This is a genomic window from Janibacter sp. GS2 (genome assembly GCF_051200835.1).
Classification (GTDB): domain Bacteria; phylum Actinomycetota; class Actinomycetes; order Actinomycetales; family Dermatophilaceae; genus Janibacter.
On sequence record NZ_CP195161.1, the window covers coordinates 929,636 to 945,761 of the forward strand.

General features: G+C 71.9%; 16 protein-coding genes. 11 read left to right on the forward strand and 5 right to left on the reverse strand.

All coding sequences use genetic code 11. The features are described from left to right. The first annotated feature begins 13 nt into the window (after window positions 1-13). On the forward strand, window positions 14-499 hold the full coding sequence (ispF, locus tag ACR9E9_RS04580) for a 2-C-methyl-D-erythritol 2,4-cyclodiphosphate synthase (RefSeq protein WP_435202143.1): 486 nt from the start codon (window positions 14-16) through the stop codon (window positions 497-499). A gap of 27 nt (window positions 500-526) precedes the next feature. On the opposite strand, the gene ACR9E9_RS04585 is transcribed toward ispF, so the two are convergent. Next, window positions 527-1,225: a type 1 glutamine amidotransferase gene (locus tag ACR9E9_RS04585; RefSeq protein ID WP_435202145.1), complete on the reverse strand. Its 699-nt coding sequence runs from the start codon at window positions 1,223-1,225 to the stop codon at window positions 527-529. A gap of 163 nt (window positions 1,226-1,388) precedes the next feature. On the opposite strand from ACR9E9_RS04585, the gene ACR9E9_RS04590 reads away from it, so the two are divergent. From ACR9E9_RS04590 to ACR9E9_RS04610, 5 genes are all read left to right on the forward strand, one after another. Continuing rightward, complete coding sequence (locus ACR9E9_RS04590; protein WP_435202147.1) at window positions 1,389-2,486, forward strand: S-(hydroxymethyl)mycothiol dehydrogenase; 1,098 nt, start codon at window positions 1,389-1,391, stop codon at window positions 2,484-2,486. After that, the gene (locus ACR9E9_RS04595) at window positions 2,486-3,115 is read left to right on the forward strand and encodes an MBL fold metallo-hydrolase (RefSeq protein ID WP_435202149.1); all 630 of its coding nucleotides are present in this window, start codon (window positions 2,486-2,488) and stop codon (window positions 3,113-3,115) included. The genes ACR9E9_RS04590 and ACR9E9_RS04595 overlap by 1 nt, the downstream gene beginning before the upstream one ends. 72 nt (window positions 3,116-3,187) lie before the next feature. Then, entirely contained in the window at window positions 3,188-4,621 is a 1,434-nt protein-coding gene (gene cysS, locus ACR9E9_RS04600) for a cysteine--tRNA ligase (protein WP_435202151.1), read from the forward strand. Continuing rightward, window positions 4,621-5,568: a 23S rRNA (guanosine(2251)-2'-O)-methyltransferase RlmB gene (rlmB, locus tag ACR9E9_RS04605; RefSeq protein ID WP_435202153.1), complete on the forward strand. Its 948-nt coding sequence runs from the start codon at window positions 4,621-4,623 to the stop codon at window positions 5,566-5,568. Before cysS ends, rlmB begins: the two co-directional genes overlap by 1 nt. A 55-nt stretch (window positions 5,569-5,623) precedes the next feature. Then, window positions 5,624-6,181 (forward strand): hypothetical protein, encoded by a 558-nt coding sequence (locus tag ACR9E9_RS04610; RefSeq protein WP_435202155.1) that lies wholly within the window; start codon window positions 5,624-5,626, stop codon window positions 6,179-6,181. Between the two features lie 62 nt (window positions 6,182-6,243). Here ACR9E9_RS04610 and ACR9E9_RS04615 read toward each other — a convergent pair whose 3' ends face one another. From ACR9E9_RS04615 to ACR9E9_RS04630, 4 genes are read right to left on the reverse strand one after another with little or no spacing between them, the layout of a single operon-like run. Beyond that, on the reverse strand, window positions 6,244-6,906 hold the full coding sequence (locus ACR9E9_RS04615; RefSeq protein WP_435202157.1) for an RDD family protein: 663 nt from the start codon (window positions 6,904-6,906) through the stop codon (window positions 6,244-6,246). Next, entirely contained in the window at window positions 6,903-8,183 is a 1,281-nt protein-coding gene (locus ACR9E9_RS04620; protein ID WP_435202159.1) for a DUF4032 domain-containing protein, read from the reverse strand. The genes ACR9E9_RS04615 and ACR9E9_RS04620 overlap by 4 nt, the downstream gene beginning before the upstream one ends. A 49-nt stretch (window positions 8,184-8,232) precedes the next feature. Then, window positions 8,233-8,988, reverse strand: coding sequence for a trehalose-phosphatase (otsB, locus tag ACR9E9_RS04625; protein ID WP_435202161.1), 756 nt, complete (start codon window positions 8,986-8,988; stop codon window positions 8,233-8,235). Then, window positions 8,989-10,434 (reverse strand): alpha,alpha-trehalose-phosphate synthase (UDP-forming), encoded by a 1,446-nt coding sequence (locus tag ACR9E9_RS04630; protein WP_435202163.1) that lies wholly within the window; start codon window positions 10,432-10,434, stop codon window positions 8,989-8,991. 86 nt (window positions 10,435-10,520) lie between these two features. Here ACR9E9_RS04630 and ACR9E9_RS04635 point away from each other — a divergent pair, with 86 nt between their 5' ends. The 5 genes from ACR9E9_RS04635 (at window position 10,521) to ACR9E9_RS04655 (ending at window position 16,120) form a co-directional block, all read left to right on the forward strand. After that, window positions 10,521-10,949: a CBS domain-containing protein gene (locus ACR9E9_RS04635; protein ID WP_435202165.1), complete on the forward strand. Its 429-nt coding sequence runs from the start codon at window positions 10,521-10,523 to the stop codon at window positions 10,947-10,949. A gap of 71 nt (window positions 10,950-11,020) precedes the next feature. After that, entirely contained in the window at window positions 11,021-12,715 is a 1,695-nt protein-coding gene (locus ACR9E9_RS04640; protein ID WP_435202167.1) for a serine/threonine-protein kinase, read from the forward strand. Continuing rightward, window positions 12,712-14,238 (forward strand): threonine/serine ThrE exporter family protein, encoded by a 1,527-nt coding sequence (locus ACR9E9_RS04645; protein ID WP_435202169.1) that lies wholly within the window; start codon window positions 12,712-12,714, stop codon window positions 14,236-14,238. Before ACR9E9_RS04640 ends, ACR9E9_RS04645 begins: the two co-directional genes overlap by 4 nt. A 125-nt stretch (window positions 14,239-14,363) precedes the next feature. Next, window positions 14,364-15,182 (forward strand): transglycosylase family protein, encoded by an 819-nt coding sequence (locus ACR9E9_RS04650; RefSeq protein WP_435202171.1) that lies wholly within the window; start codon window positions 14,364-14,366, stop codon window positions 15,180-15,182. A 212-nt stretch (window positions 15,183-15,394) separates the two neighbouring features. Further along, window positions 15,395-16,120: a transglycosylase family protein gene (locus tag ACR9E9_RS04655; RefSeq protein WP_435202173.1), complete on the forward strand. Its 726-nt coding sequence runs from the start codon at window positions 15,395-15,397 to the stop codon at window positions 16,118-16,120. Window positions 16,121-16,126: the final 6 nt, after the last annotated feature.

Below are 16,126 nucleotides of genomic sequence, written 5' to 3' on the forward strand. Positions count from 1 at the left end.
GGAGACTGACGCCATGACTGCGCTGCCGCGGACCGGGATCGGTGTCGATGTCCATGCCTTCGCGGCGTCCGACTCGGGGCGGGCACTGTGGGTCGGGGGGCTGCTGTGGTCCGGGGAGGTCGGCCTCGAGGGTCACTCCGATGCCGACGTCGCCTGCCACGCCGCGTGCGACGCGCTCTTCTCCGCGGCGGGGATCGGTGACCTCGGGGCCCACTTCGGCACCGGGCGACCCGAGCTCGCCGGCGCCTCCGGGCTGACCCTGCTCGCGGAGGCGGCACGGCTGGTGCGGGGGGCCGGCTTCGAGATCGGCAACATCGCCGTGCAGGTCGTCGGCAACCGGCCCAGGATCGGCACCCGGCGCGAGGAGGCCCAGGCGGCGATGTCACAGGCCTGCGGGGCCGCCGTCAGCGTCAGCGGTACGACCACGGACGGGCTGGGCCTGACCGGACGGGGCGAGGGGGCTGCCGCGATCGCCACCGCGATCGTCGCCCCGACGTAGACCTGCGCGGGCGCTGCCCCCGACCGGTCAGAGCAGGGCGGCGAAGGCCGTCGCCACCGGGCGCCAGGCGGCGTCGACGGCGGGGAGTGCGGCCTCGATCTCGGCGAGCACACCGGGGACGTCCAGGTCGGCGATCTCGGGTGAGTCCGCGTCCTTCGTGGCCCAGTCCATGACGATCGAGTGGTCCACCTCCGGGTGACCCTGCACGCCCCAGACCGTGGGGGCGAGCCTGGCCACGAGCAGGTCGCCCCGCTCGTTGATTGCGAGCGTCGTTGCGCCGGAGGGCAGCCGGGTGACGATGTCGTCGTTCCAGTGCGCCACTGGCGCGCCGGCGGCGGCGGCGAAGACCGGGTCGTCCGCGAGCTCGGGGCGAGCGGTGACGGTGAGCATCCCGACGGTGCGACCGGCCGGGTTGCGGCCGGCCTCCCCACCGAGCGCGACCGCCGCCAGCTGGTGGCCCAGGCAGATCCCGAGGGTGGGCGTCGCCCCCTTCGCCGCGGTCCGGATCAGCTCACGGACCGCCGGGAGCCACGGCGCCACCTCGTCGTCGCGGCACCCCATCTGACCCCCGAGGACGAGCAGCCCGTCGTGAGCGGACACCTCCGACGGGAGCTCCTCACCGGCGTAGGGCCGACGCACATCGAGCTCGACGCCCGCCGCGGTGAGCCACTGGCCCAACCGCCCCGGCGGGCAGGTGTCCTGGTGCTGGACGACGAGCAGGCTCATGCACGCACCGCCGTTCGCGACCGGTTCGGGCGCCGGAGCCGGGTCTGGGAGTCCATGGCCAGACCCTATGCCGCGACCCGCCGCAGACACGCGGTGCCCGGGTGGGACACGATGGTGTCCACGCACCGGGGTGCACCGCCCCACCACCGAAGGGAGTCGCGTCGTGTCGCAGACCGTCAAGGCAGTCATCGCCCGATCGAAGGGGGCGGACGTCGAGCTCGTCGACATCGTCGTCCCGGATCCCGGCCCGGGGGAGGCGGTCGTCCAGGTGCAGTCCTGCGGGGTGTGCCACACCGACCTGCACTACCGCGAGGGCGGCATCAACGACGAGTTCCCCTTCCTCCTCGGTCACGAGGCCGCCGGCACCGTCGAGGCGGTCGGCGAGGGCGTCACGGATGTCGCTCCCGGTGACTTCGTCATCCTCAACTGGCGGGCCGTGTGCGGCCAGTGCCGCGCCTGTGCCAAGGGCCAGCCCTGGTACTGCTTCGACACCCACAACGCGACGCAGGCGATGACCCTCGCTGATGGAGAGATGGCCGGCACGCCGTTGACCCCCGCCCTGGGCATCGGCGCCTTCGCCGAGAAGACCCTCGTCGCCGCCGGTCAGTGCACGAAGGTCGACGGTGACGCGGACGCCGCGGCCGTGGGCCTGCTCGGCTGCGGTGTCATGGCCGGGTTCGGCGCCGCCGTCAACACCGGCGGGGTCGGTCGCGGGGACTCGATCGCCGTCATCGGGTGCGGTGGCGTCGGCAACGCCGCCATCGCCGGTGCCCACGTCGCGGGTGCCACGACGATCATCGCCGTCGACCTCGACGCGAAGAAGCTCGAGGCCGCCAAGGGCTTCGGCGCGACGCACACCGTCGACGCGAGCAGCGAGGACACCGTCGAGCGGATCCGTGAGCTCACCGGCGGCTTCGGCGCCGACGTCGTCGTCGAGGCGGTCGGCCTGCCGCAGACCTACGAGCAGGCCTTCTACGCCCGGGACCTGGCCGGCACCCTCGTGCTCGTCGGCGTGCCCACCCCGGAGAAGGAGGTCACCCTGCCGATGATCGAGCTCTTCGGTCGCGGCGGTGCCCTGAAGTCCAGCTGGTACGGCGACTGCCTGCCCAGCCGCGACTTCCCGATGCTCGTCGACCTCTACCGGCAGGGGCGCTTCGACCTCGACGCCTTCATCACCGAGCGGATCGGCCTGGGCGACATCGAGTCGGCCTTCGACAAGATCCACTCCGGTGACGTGCTCCGGTCGGTGGTGATCCTCTGATGGCCGCCCGCATCGAGAAGGTCATCACCTCCGGCACCTTCGATCTCGACGGAGGCTCGTGGGAGGTCGACAACAACGTGTGGATCGTCGGGGACGATCACGAGTGCATCGTGCTGGACGCCGGACACGAGGCCGCCCCGATCCTCGAGGCCGTCGGGGAGCGCGCGCTCGTGGCCGTCGTGTGCACCCACGCGCACAACGACCACGTCAACGTCGCCGCCGAGATCGCCGACGCGAAGGGGGCGCCGATCTGGGTGCACCCCGAGGACGCTCCGCTGTGGCGGATGACCTACCCCGACCGGGCCCCCGACGGCGCCCTCGCCCACGGGCAGGTCATCACCGTCGCCGGGACCGGGCTGACCGTGCTGCACACGCCCGGTCACGCGCCCGGGGCCTGCTGCCTGTACGCGCCCGAGCTGGGGGTGGTCTTCTCCGGGGACACCCTCTTCAACGGCGGCCCGGGGGCCACCGGACGCTCCTACTCGGACTACCCGACGATCGTGGCCTCGATCGCCGAGAAGCTCCTCTCGCTGCCCGGGGAGACCGTCGTGCACACCGGGCACGGCGAGGACACGAGGATCGGGGCGGAGGCACCGCACCTGCAGGAGTGGCTCGACGCGGGCAGCTGACCCCCGTCGTCCGCCGACCCTGCGCCCCGCACGATGGGGGCGCAGGGTCTGCTGCCGGTTAGCCTTGACCGCGTGACCCTGCAGCTCTTCGACACCGCCACACGGACCCAGCACGACTTCACCCCCGTCACGCCCGGGCGCGTGGGGATGTACATCTGTGGACTGACGACGCAGGGCGCACCGCACATCGGTCACCTGCGCTTCGCCGTCGCCTTCGACGTGCTCCGGCGCTGGTTGGTGCGGGGACACGGCTATGACGTGGCCCTCGTGCGCAATGTCACCGACATCGACGACAAGATCCTGCGCAAGGCGGCGGAGTCCGGCGAGGACTGGTACGCCCTGAGCTACCGCAACGAGCGCTACACCTCGGAGGCGCTCGCGCTGCTCGGTGTGCTCCCGGCGACCTACGAGCCGCGCGCGACCGGCCACATCCCCGAGATGATTGCCCTCGTCGATGCGCTCGTCGAGCGAGGTCACGCCTACACGGCCGAGGACGGCAGCGGCGACGTCTACTTCGACGTCCGTTCCTGGGCCGACTACGGCGAGCTGAGCAACCAGAGCCTCGACGACATGGTCGGCGCCGACGACGCGGACCCCCGAGGCAAGCGGGACCCCCGCGACTTCGCCCTGTGGAAGGGGCGCAAGGGCGAGGAGCCCGCGAGCGCGAACTGGCCGACCCCCTACGGCGAGGGTCGCCCCGGGTGGCACCTCGAGTGCTCGGCGATGGCGCGCAAGTACCTCGGCGACACCTTCGACATCCACGGCGGCGGCATCGACCTGCGATTCCCGCACCACGAGAACGAGCAGGCCCAGTCGCGGGCGGCCGGCCTGGGTTTCGCGGGCTACTGGCTCCACAACGGGTGGGTGACGGTCAAGGGCGAGAAGATGGGCAAGTCCCTCGGCAATGCCCTTGAGGTCCAGCAGCTGGTGCAGGACCACGACCCGCTGACCGTGCGCTACTTCCTCACCGCCGCGCACTACCGCTCGATGATCGAGTACCACCCGGGGTCGCTCGAGGAGGCCGGCGCCGCCGTCGAGCGGATCGCGGGCTTCCTGCGGCGGGCGCTGCCCTCGCAGCAGGTCGTGGAGGCGGATCCGCAGGTGGAGATCCCCGCGGACTTCGCCGCGTCGATGGACGATGACCTCGGTGTCGCCGGGGCGCTCGCCGTGATCCACGAGAGCGTGCGCCGGGGCAACACCGCGCTGGACGAAGGGAGCCGCACCGAGGCCGCGGAGGTCGCGGCATCCGTGCTGGCGATGACCGATGTCCTGGGCCTCAACCCGCTCTCCGCCACCTGGGGTGGCGCCGGTGGCAGCCGAGAGGGCGAACTGCACGAGGCGCTGGACGCGCTCGTGCGCATGCAGGTCGAGGCCCGCGCGGAGGCCCGCGCGGCCCGAGACTTCGAGACCGCAGACCGGATCCGCGACGCACTCGTCGCGGCCGGGATCACCGTCGAGGACACCCCGGGCGGCGCCCGCTGGACCCTCGCCAGGAAGGACCACTGATGGCCGGAAACAGCCAGCGTCGCGGAGCAGTTCGCCGCTCCGGATCCAAGAAGGGCCCGCAGGTCGGCTCCGGTGGCCAGCGCCGCCGCGGCCTGGAGGGCAAGGGCCCGACGCCCAAGGCCGACGCGCGCCCCAACCACAAGGCGTACAAGAGCGACAAGCCCGCTGACAAGCGCAGCCAGGGACGACCGGTGCACCGCAAGAAGAGCGCTTCCACCGAGGTCGTCGCGGGACGCAACTCCGTGCTCGAGGCACTGCGTACCCAGGTGCCCGTGAGCACGATGTTCGTCGCGAGCCGGATCGATGCCGACGACCGGATCCGGGAGGCGGTCCAGATCGCCACCAGCGCGGGGATCCCCATGCTCGAGGCCCCGCGCACGGAGCTGGATCGGCTCACCGACGGTGCCGTGCACCAGGGGATCGCCGTCCAGGTGCCGCCCTACGACTACGCGCACCCGAAGGACCTCATCGACTCGTCGGCGCCGGGGACGCCGCTCATCGTCGCCCTCGACTCGATCACCGATCCGCGCAACCTCGGCGCGATCGTGCGCTCGACGGCCGCCTTCGGGGGGCACGGGGTGGTCGTCCCGGCCCGGCGGAGCGCCGGGATGACGGCGTCGGCGTGGAAGACCTCCGCCGGTGCGGCGGCCCGACTGCCGGTCGCCCAGGCCCCCAACCTCACCCGCGCCCTGGAGGACTACCGCAAGGCGGGCTTCTTCATCGTCGGGCTCGACATGGACGGCGACGTGGCGCTGCCCGGCTTCGAGCTGGCCACCTCGCCCCTCGTGGTCGTCGTCGGCTCGGAGGGCAAGGGTCTCTCTCGGCTCGTGCGCGAGACCTGCGACCAGATCGTCTCGATCCCGATGAGCAGCAGCGTCGAGTCGCTCAACGCCGGCCTCGCCGCCGGGGTGACGTTGTATGAGATCGCCCGCCTGCGGGGTGCGTGACTAGGGTTGGCGCGGCGGGGGTCACCAGGGCCCCCCGTTGAGCAGGAGGGACCTGATGAGCACCATGCCCCCACCCCCCGGCGGAGACCGGAGTGGATACCAGCCGGCACCCCAGTACCAGGCCGGACCGAGCCACGGCACCCCCGCGATGACGGGCCCGCCGCCGTCGATCGTCACGGCGAAGTACGCGATGTGGGCCGGTGCGGTGATGCAGTTGCTCTCGATCCCGGTGGAGCTGCTGATGCGCGACCAGACGCGCGAGATCGTCGAGGAGTCGCTGCGCGACTCGGGCGTGGCCTATGACGCGTCGACCGTCGACACCGCAGTGGCCGTGGGCCTGGGCGTCGGGGTGGTGCTCAGCGTGCTCGGCGCCGCGCTGTGGGTGCTCATGGCCTTCCTGACGGGCAGGGGCAAGGGGTGGGCGCGCATCGTCGCGACCGTGCTCTACGGCCTCTTCGTCGTGTCCTTCCTCTTCAGCTTCGTGCAGCCCAACCCACCGATCGCCCTCGTGCTCAACGCCGTCGTGCTGATCATCGGCGGGGTGGCCACCTTCTTCCTCTGGCGCCCGGACTCCACCGCGTGGTTCCGTGCCCACAAGGCCCCGACCGTCTGATCCACCGCACACCCGAAGGGGGGCCGGGAGCGCACGACGCTCCCGCCCCCCTTCGTGCCGTCTCAGGACTGGCTGGTGTGGATGACGTGCGTCGTGCCGACGATGTCCGCGAGGGTGCGGTCGTCGTCGTCGATGAGCATCCAGATCCAGGAGATGATCCCGGCGAACTGGTGGACCAGCTCGCGCAGCACGGCCGGGCCGAGCGTGGGGTTGGCGCCGGAGGCCCCGTCGATGACCTTCAGCCCGAGGAGCTTCTTGCCGATGCTCTGGCCGGTCCGGGTCACCCGCCACACGCGGTTCCAGAAGACGACCGCGAGCACGATGAAGAAGGTCAGCAGGAGCATCAGCACGCCGATGACCACGAGGGCGTCGGAGCCGGAGCCCGGCACCTCGCACTCGCCGGAGTAGTAGGCGCCGCAGTCGTAGCTGTCGGGCTGCCCGGCGATGATGAGCACGACGCCGAGGAGCAGCGGGACGAAGGCGGCCGCAAAGCCGATGGCGGCGTCGATGATCCCGGGCAGGATGCGCTCGGAGAACTCCGCGGTGCGCCCGTAGCGCTGCTCGATCCACGCCTTGGACCCGGGCTTGCCGGGGTCGCTCCCACCCGCGCCGGGGTAGGGCCCGCCCGGGTAGGGGGCGCCCTGCGGTGGCGGCGGGTTCCCGGCCGGAGGGGGAGGGCCGGGGAGGCCGTGGTTCGAAGGGTCCCCCTGCGTCGGTTCCGTCATGTCGTCTCCTCGTCGACGACGGGCAGCAGCTGGGTGTCCGACCCCAGTACGGACTGCTCGTCGGGCTTGCCCGGCAGGACCTCTCGCAGGTACTGCGCGATCGCGTCCTCGATGGGGACATCGTGCCCCACCTTCTCCGCCATGTACCACCGGTGCTCGAGGATCTCGTGGAAGATCTCTGCGGGCTCAAGCTTGGCGCTCAGCTCCCGGGGGACGGCGCGGGCCGTGGGCTGGTAGACGCGGGAGAGCCAGTCGTGGGCGACGAGCGACTCGTCATCCCCCTGCCGGTCCATCGCCGCGCGGTAGGAGTCGAGGTCGTTGAGCAGGCGGCGGGCCTGGTTCTCCTCGACGTCGAGCCCGGTCAGACGCAGCAGGCGACGACTGTGGTGCCCGGCGTCGACGACCTTGGGCTCGATGCGCACCTGGGTCCCCTCGAGGTCGGTGGTGATCGCCAGCTCGTCCACGTCGAAACCCAGGGCGTTGAGTCGACGGATCCGCTCGTCGACGCGCCAGCGCTCGCCGACCTCGAACCACTCGTCACCGGTGAGCTCCTGCCACAGCCCGCGGTAGCGCTCGATGATCTCGTGGGAGACGTCGATCGGGTCCAGACCCTCGGGGAGGAAACCGGCCGCGGCGAGGTCCATCAGCTCGCCGGCGATGTTCACCTGGGCGAGGTCGAGGTCGTGCTCGCGCTGCCCGGTGCTCAGCCGGTCGTGCAGCTCGCCCGTCTCCGCGTCGACGAGGTAGGCGGAGAAGGCGCCCGCGTCGCGGCGGAAGAGGGTGTTGGACAGCGAGACGTCGCCCCAGAAGAAGCCGGCGAGGTGCAGCCGGACGAGCAGCACCGCGAGCGCGTCGGCCAGACGCGTCGTCGTGTCCTCCCGCAGGTGCTGGCTGAAGAGCACCCGGTAGGGGAGGGAGAACTGGAGGTGCCGCGTCACGAGGCAGGCGTCGAGAGGCTGCCCGTGCGCGTCGGTGCGCCCGGAGACCACGGCGAGCGGCTCGACGCAGGGCAGGTCGAGGCGCCGCAGCTGGCGCAGGAGCTGGTACTCGTCGCGCGCGAGCTCGGCCTTGATCTCCTTGACGGCGACGATGCCGCCCGAGAGCCGGGCAAAGCGCACGACGTGCCGGGAGATGCCGCGCGGCAGGGCGGCGATCAGCTCGGTGGGCCACTGCTCCAGGGGCAGCGACCACGGCAGGTCGAGCAGCGCCGGGTCGGGGCGTGCGGCGGAGATGTCCAGCGGCACGGATCCTCCCTTCGAGGGCCGGGTGCGACCCATCACCCCAGTCTGTCGCAGCCGCCGGCCGAAGGGAGGTCCGCGCTCGCCGTCAGTCGCGGCGAGCGGCGGCGAGGGCGGCGAGGACGGCCGGGACCGCGGCGCTGTCGTCGAGGCGTGCCCGAGCGGCGGTGTGGCCGTCGCCGACCTTGATCCCGAGGTCGGTGTCGCCGAGGAGGGCGAAGACGTGCTCGTCGGTGACGTCGTCGCCGAGGTAGGTGATCGCGTCGACCCCGAGCTCGTCGGCGAGGGCCCGCAGGGCGCTCCCCTTGTCGGCCCGCACCACGCTCAGCTCGTGCACGCCCTTGCCGCTGAGCAGGGTGACGCCGTCGTTCGCGGCGGCCTCCTCGGCGATCGCGGCCGCGGTGGTCAGCGCCTGCGCCGGGAGTCCGCGGGTGTGCAGGACGAGGGCAGTGGGCTTGTGCTCCAGTCGGATCCGCGGATCGCGGGCCTCGACGGCGGTCTCGACCGTGGCCCGCAACGCGGACAGCCGGGCCGAGGCCTGCGGCGGGATCGAAGCGCTGCCGGCCCGGCTCGTCTCGGCGCCGTGGCTGCCGATGAGCGTGGTGGCGGACCCACCGAGGCCGGTCAGCCCGGCGAGGGTCTCGAGGTCGCGCCCCGACACGACGGCGGTCCACGTGCCCGGCGCGGACGCGAGCTCGGTGAGGGACTCCACCGTCCCGGCCCGGGGGCGCGCCGCCATCGGGTCGAGGACGAAGGGTGCCAGGACCCCGTCGAAGTCGGTCGCCACGAGCAGGCGGGGTGCCTGCGCCACGGCGGCGAGGGCCCGGCGCAGCTCCGGCTGCACCTACATCCCCTTCGTCGTGGGGCGGGGCGGGCGCTCCGGCGCCATCTCGAGGTTCGTGAGGAAGGCGTCCGCCCACTTCTGCACGTCGTTGTCGCCGACCCGGCGACGCAGCGAGCGCATGGATCGGCGCTTGTCGCGGTCGTCGAGCGACATGACGCGGAGCATGACCTGCTTCAGGCCCTCGATGTCGTGCGGGTTGCAGACGAAGGCCTGCTTCATCTCGTGCCAGGCGCCGGTGAACTCACTGAGCACGAGCGCGCCGCCGGTGTCGTGACGGCAGGTGACGTACTCCTTCGCCACGAGGTTCATCCCGTCACGCAGGGGCGTCACGAGCATGATGTCGGCCGCCTGGAAGAGCGCAGCCATCTCCTCGCGCGGGTAGCTGCGGTGCAGGTAGTGCACGGCCGGCGCGCCGATCGCCGAGTAGGTGCCGTTGATCCGACCGACGGTCGTCTCGACCTCGGTGCGCAGCTGCTTGTAGGCCTGGACGCGCTCGCGGCTGGGCGTGGCCACCTGCACGAGGGTGACCGCGGGGGAGAAGATCGACCCGTCGGCGAGCAGCTCCTCGTAGGCCTTCAGCCGGTGGCGGATGCCCTTGGTGTAGTCGAGCCGGTCGATGCCGAGCATGACGATCTCGGGATTGCCGAGCGAGGCGCGGATCTGCTCGGCCCGCCGCCGGACGGGCTCCGTCCTCGCGAGCTCCTCGAGCCCGCGGTAGTCCACGCTGATCGGCACGGCGGAGGCACGGACCTGGCGCGCACCACCGTCGGGACCGGTGGTGGCGACGGTGTCCCCCTTCGTCGTGCGGCCGTCGAGCTGGCGGCAGGCGCGCAGGAAGTTCTGTGCGTCGGGGGTGCGCTGGAAGCCGAGGTAGTCGGCGCCGAGGAGCCCCTCGAGGATCTGCCGGCGCCACGGCAGCTGCGCGAAGAGCTCCACCGGCGGGAAGGGGATGTGGTTGAACCAGCCGATGCGCACGTCGGGGCGCAGCGCACGCACCATCGCCGGGACGAGCTGGAGCTGGTAGTCGTGGATCCACACCTTGGCGCCCGGGGCGGCGACCTCGCAGACCGCCTCGGCGAAGCGGGCGTTGACCCGCTCGTAGTCCTGCCACCACTCGCGGTGGAAGTGTGCGGGCACGATGACGTCGTGGTAGATCGGCCAGAGGGTGTCGTTGCTGAAGCCCTCGTAGTGGGTCTCGCGCTCCTGCTCGGACAGCGGGACGGGGTGCAGCCACATCCCCGACTCCTCGAAGGGCTCCGGCGCCTCGCCGGTCTCGCCGGCCCAACCCACCCAGGCGCCCTCGCGGTTGCGCATGACGGAGTCCATCGCGGTGACCAGCCCACCGGGGGAGCGGTGCCACTGCGAGCTGCCGTCGGGCGCGACCACCCGGTCGACGGGAAGGCGGTTGGCGGCAATGACGAGGTCGAACGTGCGGTGGACCGGCACGGGCAGAGCACCTCCTGGGTCGATGGCTCCCACTCTATGTACCCGCGGACCTTCCGCTGACGCATCCGGGGCACTACCGTTGCTGCATGAAGATCTCCGACGTTCTGCGCGGCAAGGGCAGCGATGTCATCACGGCCTCTCCCGATGACACCGTGGCCGACCTCCTCGCTCTCCTGGACGACCACGGCATCGGTGCCGTGGTCGTCTCCTCCGGAGAGGGCGCCGTCGACGGGATCGTCTCCGAGCGTGACGTCGTCCGGCACCTCCACCGCTCGGGCACAGGCATCCTCGAGGGCCCGGTCAGCGCGATCATGACCCCACAGGTGCACACCTGCACCAGCCACGACGACGTCAGCGACCTCGAGACCCGGATGACCGAGCGACGGATCCGGCACGTCCCCGTCGTCGAGGACGACCGGCTCGTCGCGATCGTCAGCATCGGCGATGTCGTCAAGTACCGCATCCGTGATCTCGCCGCCGAGCGGGACCAGCTGGAGGCGTACATCACCCAGTAGCACGAGCACCGGAGGACGCGCACAGGTGACGCTCCACCAACCCTCAGGGTCGGCCTTCTAGTCTGGTGGGTATGACGACTGAGGTGCTCGGCGCAGAACCGCCCCCTGAAGGGCGCGGGGAAGGCTCAACGATCCCGCACTTCGACACCATCGGTCCCTACCGCGTGCTCCAGGAGCTCGGGCAGGGCGGCATGGGCGTGGTCCACCTCGCCCTCGACGAGCGTGGGCGGGCCGTGGCGGTGAAGGTCCTGCGGCCGCACGTGGCCCACGACGCGGACGCCCGGGCCCGGCTGGCCCGTGAGGTCGACACCCTGGCCCGGGTGCGCTCCGACCGGATCGCCCCGGTCTTCAGCGCCGACCTCGATGCCGAGCGTCCCTACATCGTCACGAGGTACGTGCCCGGCCCCAGCCTCGAGCAGCGCATCCGTGAGCAGGGCCCGCTCGAGCCCCAGGAGCTGCTCTCCCTCGCCCGTGGTCTCGTGGAGGCGCTGCGCGCGATCCACCAGGTCGGGGTGATCCACCGCGATCTCAAGCCGGGCAACGTCCTGTTGCTCGACGGGGACCCGGTCGTCATCGACTTCGGCATCGCGCACGTCGCGGAGAGCTCGCGGATGACGATGACCGGTTTGGTCATGGGCACTCCCGGCTACCTCTCCCCGGAGCTGGTCGAAGGGGGCGACGTCACCCCGGCCACGGACTGGTGGGGGTGGGCCGCCACGCTCGTCTTCGCGTCCACGGGACGCGCGCCCTTCGGCCGTGGTGGCATGGAGGCGGTGCTCGCCCGCGTCTTCCGTGGCGATGCCGACCTGCGCGACGTCGACCCGCAGCTGGCGCCGCTGCTGCACGCCTGCTTCACGCCGGACGCCTCGCGACGGCCGGACGCCGACGAGGTCCTCACCGCGCTCGACGCCTGGGCCAATGGTCGCCCGGTGACCGAGGCCCTGCCGCAACGCACCCGCGCCCTCGCGCCCGATCAGACCCGCGCCCTGCCCCCAGCGGCTCCGGTCGCACCCGTCGAGCCGCCGGCCCCGTGGGGCCAGGGGGACTGGCGCGACCCGCACCCGGCGCCGCCCGCAGCCGCTCCCCAGCCCCCGCCGCAGGACCGCGGTGCGTGGCCGGGGGTGTCCGGGGCGAGTCCCGACCGCCCGGGTGACCCCCGGATCGGCAAGCCGCGACGCGCCGATGTGCTCGGTGCCCTGCTGGCCGCCCTCGTCGCCCTCATCGCGGCCGTTCCGTGGGTGGGTCTCGCGGTCGCCGTCGTGTGGTCCTGGGCGGCTCGCACCGTCGACACCTCCATGACCGGCACCGTCCGGCGTCGCCACCGTGGCGGGCGGCGTCGCAGCGACGGGGTCGTCGCCATGGCCGTGGGCCCGTGGCACCTGCTGACCGCCGCCCTCACCACCCTGGTGGCATCGCTCCTGCCGCTCGCCGTGGGTGCCGCCGGAGTCCTCGCAGCAGCCTTGGCGCAGAGCGGGGTCGACGGTCTCGGCGTCCGACTCGACTCCCCGATCCCGTTGGCGGCCGGTGCCCTCCTCGCCCTGATCATCGGGTGGTGGGGTCCGGGCGGACCCGGCCTGCGCCGCGGCAGCCGCAGCCTCGTCCGGGGCGTCACCGGTCCGCCCACGCTGCGGGTGGCGCTCCTCGCCGTCCTGCTCGTCTTCGCCGTCGGTGTCCTCGGGGCCTTGGCGGTCGGTGCCCTCGACGTGTCCTGGTGGCCGATGCTGGAGTCGCCGATGCCGGATCCGGAGCAGCTGCCCACCCGATGACGACCCCACCACCCCCGCCCCGTCCCCGTCCGCGTCCGCGCCCGCGCCCACGTCAGGAGAGCAAGCCGCGACGTCGGCCCAGCCTGCGCGGCGACCAGCCGACCCAGACCATTCCGCTGCGGGGTTCGCTGCGGGGGACTCCCTACCGAGACCCACGCGTCACCCGCGCCGTCGCGGAGGAGCAGGCGGCGGCCAATGCGCTGGACCTGGCGCTGCGCGCGGCCGAGCTGATGCTCCGCTGCGGCTCGGGTGCCAGCGGCGTCGAGACGGCGACCATCGCGGTCGGCGTCGCCGCCGGCCTGGAGGACCTGGACGTCGACCTGACGATGCAGTCCCTGCACATGCAGTGCCGTACCGCGTCCGGGCAGACGATCTCCCGGCTGCGGGTGGTGCGTCAGCCGCGACAGGACTTCGCCCGGCTCGCCCTCGTCCACTCCCTCGTCGACGACCTCGTCTCCGGCGACATCGACCTCGAGCAGGCCGATGCCCGGCTCAAGGAGATCAGCGCGACCCCGCGCACCTGGTCCCGCTGGGTCATCGCCCTCGGTGAGGGTGGCGTCGCCGGCGGTATCGCCCTGATCCTCGGCGCGAGCATCTTCGGCGTCGTCCTCGCGATGCTCTCCGCCGGCGTGATCATGGGCCTCGCCTCGTGGCTCAACCGGATCGACCTGCCCGACTTCTACCTCGGGGCGCTCGGCGGTGCCGTGGCCACCGTGCTCGCCTTCGTCGCCTACGTCTTCGGGCCGCTCGACGGTCCGGACTTCGCCTTCGTCGTGGCCGGCGGGATCGTTGCGCTGTTGCCTTCGCGCACCCTCACCTCGGCCACGGAGGACGTGCTCTCCGGCTTCCCGGTGACGGGTACGGCCCGGTTGTTCGCGGTGATGTTCCACACATTCGGGCTCATCGTGGGTGTCGCCGGCGGCCTGGGGGTCTGCCTCCAGCTGGCCGCGGTGCTCCAGCTCGGCTACGAGCCGCCGAGCATCGACAAGCTGGCGTGGGCCTCGGCGCCCCTGCCGATCGTCATCGGCGGCGCGGTCTTCATCGGCTTCGCCGGTGCCGTCACCCTGCAGGAGAGCCCGCGGATGCTCCTGCCGGCGGCGCTGCTGTGCTCGGTCGGTGTGGCCGTCGCCGCCACCGCGACGTCCGCGGGCGTGGGCCGGGTCACGGCCACCGGCCTGGCGGCGGTGATCATCGGCTTCTTCGCCCGGCTCATCGCCCTGCGGATGGACGCACCGGCGATCACCCTCTTCGTCCCGGCGTCCTTCGGCCTCTACCCGGGTCTGGGGATCTTCATCGGCCTGTACCACCTCACCAGCTCCGATCCGGCTGCCGGGGTCTCCGGCCTCGATCAGGGTCTGCTCTCGGTGCTGGGCTCGCTGGGTGTGATCATGGCGATCGCCACGGGGGCGACGTTGGGGGACCGGCTCGCCGCCCCCTTCGATGCGCCGGTGGCCCAAAGACGGCGCCAGTCGGTGGAATCGGAGAGCGAACGGCGCACGGATGAGGGCTGGGAAATCGTCTGAGCAGGGGTTTGACCCGATGGTCACGGGAAGGTAACGTTCCCGAAGTCCGCGAATGATGCCAGACCTTCTGGCAGCTCCACACACATCTGGAGCCCCCTGAATTCCGTGGAAGGAAACCCCACAGCATGTACTACTCGCCCAAGCACGCCCAGGCCTCGACGTCCTCCCCCACCCGCCGGCGGATCGCCGGTGTCGCGGTGGCCGGAGCGACCGCTGCCGTGGGTTCCCTCGCGACCGCGCAGAGCGCCAGCGCCAGCACCTCCAGCAACGTCTGGGACGCCGTCGCTCAGTGTGAGAGCGGTGGCGACTGGTCGATCAGCACCGGTAACGGCTTCTACGGCGGCCTGCAGTTCACCACCCAGACCTGGCAGGGCTTCGGTGGTGGCAAGTACGCCGCGAACGCGAACGGCGCCACCAAGAGCCAGCAGATCGAGATCGCCCAGAAGGTCCTCCAGACCCAGGGCCCCGGCGCCTGGCCCAAGTGCTCGCAGGTCGGTGGCCTGACCAAGGCCAACGGCATGACCGGCGGCGGCTCCTCCGCTCCGGCCCCGACGCAGGAGCAGGCCCCCGCCCCGCAGCAGGAGCAGGCCGCCCCCGCCCCGACGCAGGAGCGCTCCTCCGACCAGAGCGCCTCGCGCAGCGAGGCCCGCAGCGAGGTCAGCACCAGCACCGAGACCAGCACCGGCTCGCTCGCCGTCGACGGCATCCGCGGCCCGCTGACCAACTCCGCGATCGAGAAGTGGGTCGGCAACAGCGCCGACGGCACGCTCTCCACGGACGACATCAAGGGCCTCCAGGCCAAGGTCGGCGCCAACCAGGACGGCGTCCTCGGCGCGAAGACCACGCTCGCCGTGCAGAAGCTCACCGGCGCCCACCAGGACGGCATCTGGGGTGCGCAGACCACCTCCGCACTGCAGACCTACCTCAACGGCCAGGGCCTCTGAGCAACCGCTCTTCCCTGATCACGACGAGGGCCTCGCACCACGGTGCGGGGCCCTTCGTCATGCCCGGACGTGTGACTGAAGGTGTCAAAGACATGAGAGTTACAGGTCTGTATTTATGTGACAAGTGTTGTTTGTGTGACTGGTGAGTCCTTAACGTCTCTCTCGGACCTGCGCGGGGCCCCTGCCCGTGCTCAGCCGAAAGGGACTTCTTCATGTTCAGCACCAACGACTTTCCCGATCAGCCGGCCTCGCGCCGCGGTCGTCGCCTCAAGGTCGCCGGCGCCACCGCCACCGTGGGCGCCCTCGCGGCGGGCGGCCTGGTGGTCGCCTCGAACGCCGGGGCCTCCGGCACCGTGTGGGACCGCGTCGCGCACTGCGAGTCGACCGGCAACTGGAGCATCAACACCGGCAACAGCTTCTACGGCGGCCTGCAATTCACCTACCAGACCTGGAAGGGCTTCGGCGGCCAGAAGTACGCGTACACGGCCGACCGGGCCACGAAGGGTCAGCAGATCGAGATCGCCCAGGAGGTGCTGAAGGTCCAGGGGCCGGGCGCCTGGCCGGTGTGCTCCCGCAAGGCGGGCCTGACCGTCGCCAACGGTCTGGCCGTCAACCCCTACAGCGGTGAGCAGCGGCCCTCGCGCGACACGTCACGCACGCCCACCACCTCCACCGGCGGGCAGCTCGCCGTCGACGGCGTCCGCGGTCCCAAGACCAATGCCGCGATCGAGAAGTGGGGCGGTCGCCCGATGAACGGCTACCTCGACGTCGGGGACAAGCAGGCCCTGCAGCGCAGGGTCGGCACCGCCCAGGACGGTGTCGTCGGCCCGCTGACCACCCGGGCGCTGCAGCGCAAGGTCGGCGCCTCCGTCGACGGGCAGTGGGGTCCGCAGACCACCAGCCGGCTGCAGACCTACCTCAACCGGCACGTCCTCTGAGGCTGA

What these genes read in the sequence shown, in the direction of transcription:
- rlmB (WP_435202153.1), top strand. Translation starts at nt 4,621, where the DNA reads ATGGCCGGAAACAGCCAGCGTCGCGGAGCAGTTCGCCGCTCCGGATCC.
- ACR9E9_RS04610 (WP_435202155.1), top strand. Translation starts at nt 5,624, where the DNA reads ATGAGCACCATGCCCCCACCCCCCGGCGGAGACCGGAGTGGATACCAG.
- ACR9E9_RS04615 (WP_435202157.1), bottom strand. Translation starts at nt 6,906, where the DNA reads ATGACGGAACCGACGCAGGGGGACCCTTCGAACCACGGCCTCCCCGGC.
- ACR9E9_RS04640 (WP_435202167.1), top strand. Translation starts at nt 11,021, where the DNA reads ATGACGACTGAGGTGCTCGGCGCAGAACCGCCCCCTGAAGGGCGCGGG.
- ispF (WP_435202143.1), top strand. Translation starts at nt 14, where the DNA reads ATGACTGCGCTGCCGCGGACCGGGATCGGTGTCGATGTCCATGCCTTC.
- ACR9E9_RS04620 (WP_435202159.1), bottom strand. Translation starts at nt 8,183, where the DNA reads ATGGGTCGCACCCGGCCCTCGAAGGGAGGATCCGTGCCGCTGGACATC.
- ACR9E9_RS04585 (WP_435202145.1), bottom strand. Translation starts at nt 1,225, where the DNA reads ATGAGCCTGCTCGTCGTCCAGCACCAGGACACCTGCCCGCCGGGGCGG.
- ACR9E9_RS04650 (WP_435202171.1), top strand. Translation starts at nt 14,364, where the DNA reads ATGTACTACTCGCCCAAGCACGCCCAGGCCTCGACGTCCTCCCCCACC.
- ACR9E9_RS04645 (WP_435202169.1), top strand. Translation starts at nt 12,712, where the DNA reads ATGACGACCCCACCACCCCCGCCCCGTCCCCGTCCGCGTCCGCGCCCG.
- ACR9E9_RS04635 (WP_435202165.1), top strand. Translation starts at nt 10,521, where the DNA reads ATGAAGATCTCCGACGTTCTGCGCGGCAAGGGCAGCGATGTCATCACG.
- ACR9E9_RS04595 (WP_435202149.1), top strand. Translation starts at nt 2,486, where the DNA reads ATGGCCGCCCGCATCGAGAAGGTCATCACCTCCGGCACCTTCGATCTC.
- ACR9E9_RS04655 (WP_435202173.1), top strand. Translation starts at nt 15,395, where the DNA reads ATGTTCAGCACCAACGACTTTCCCGATCAGCCGGCCTCGCGCCGCGGT.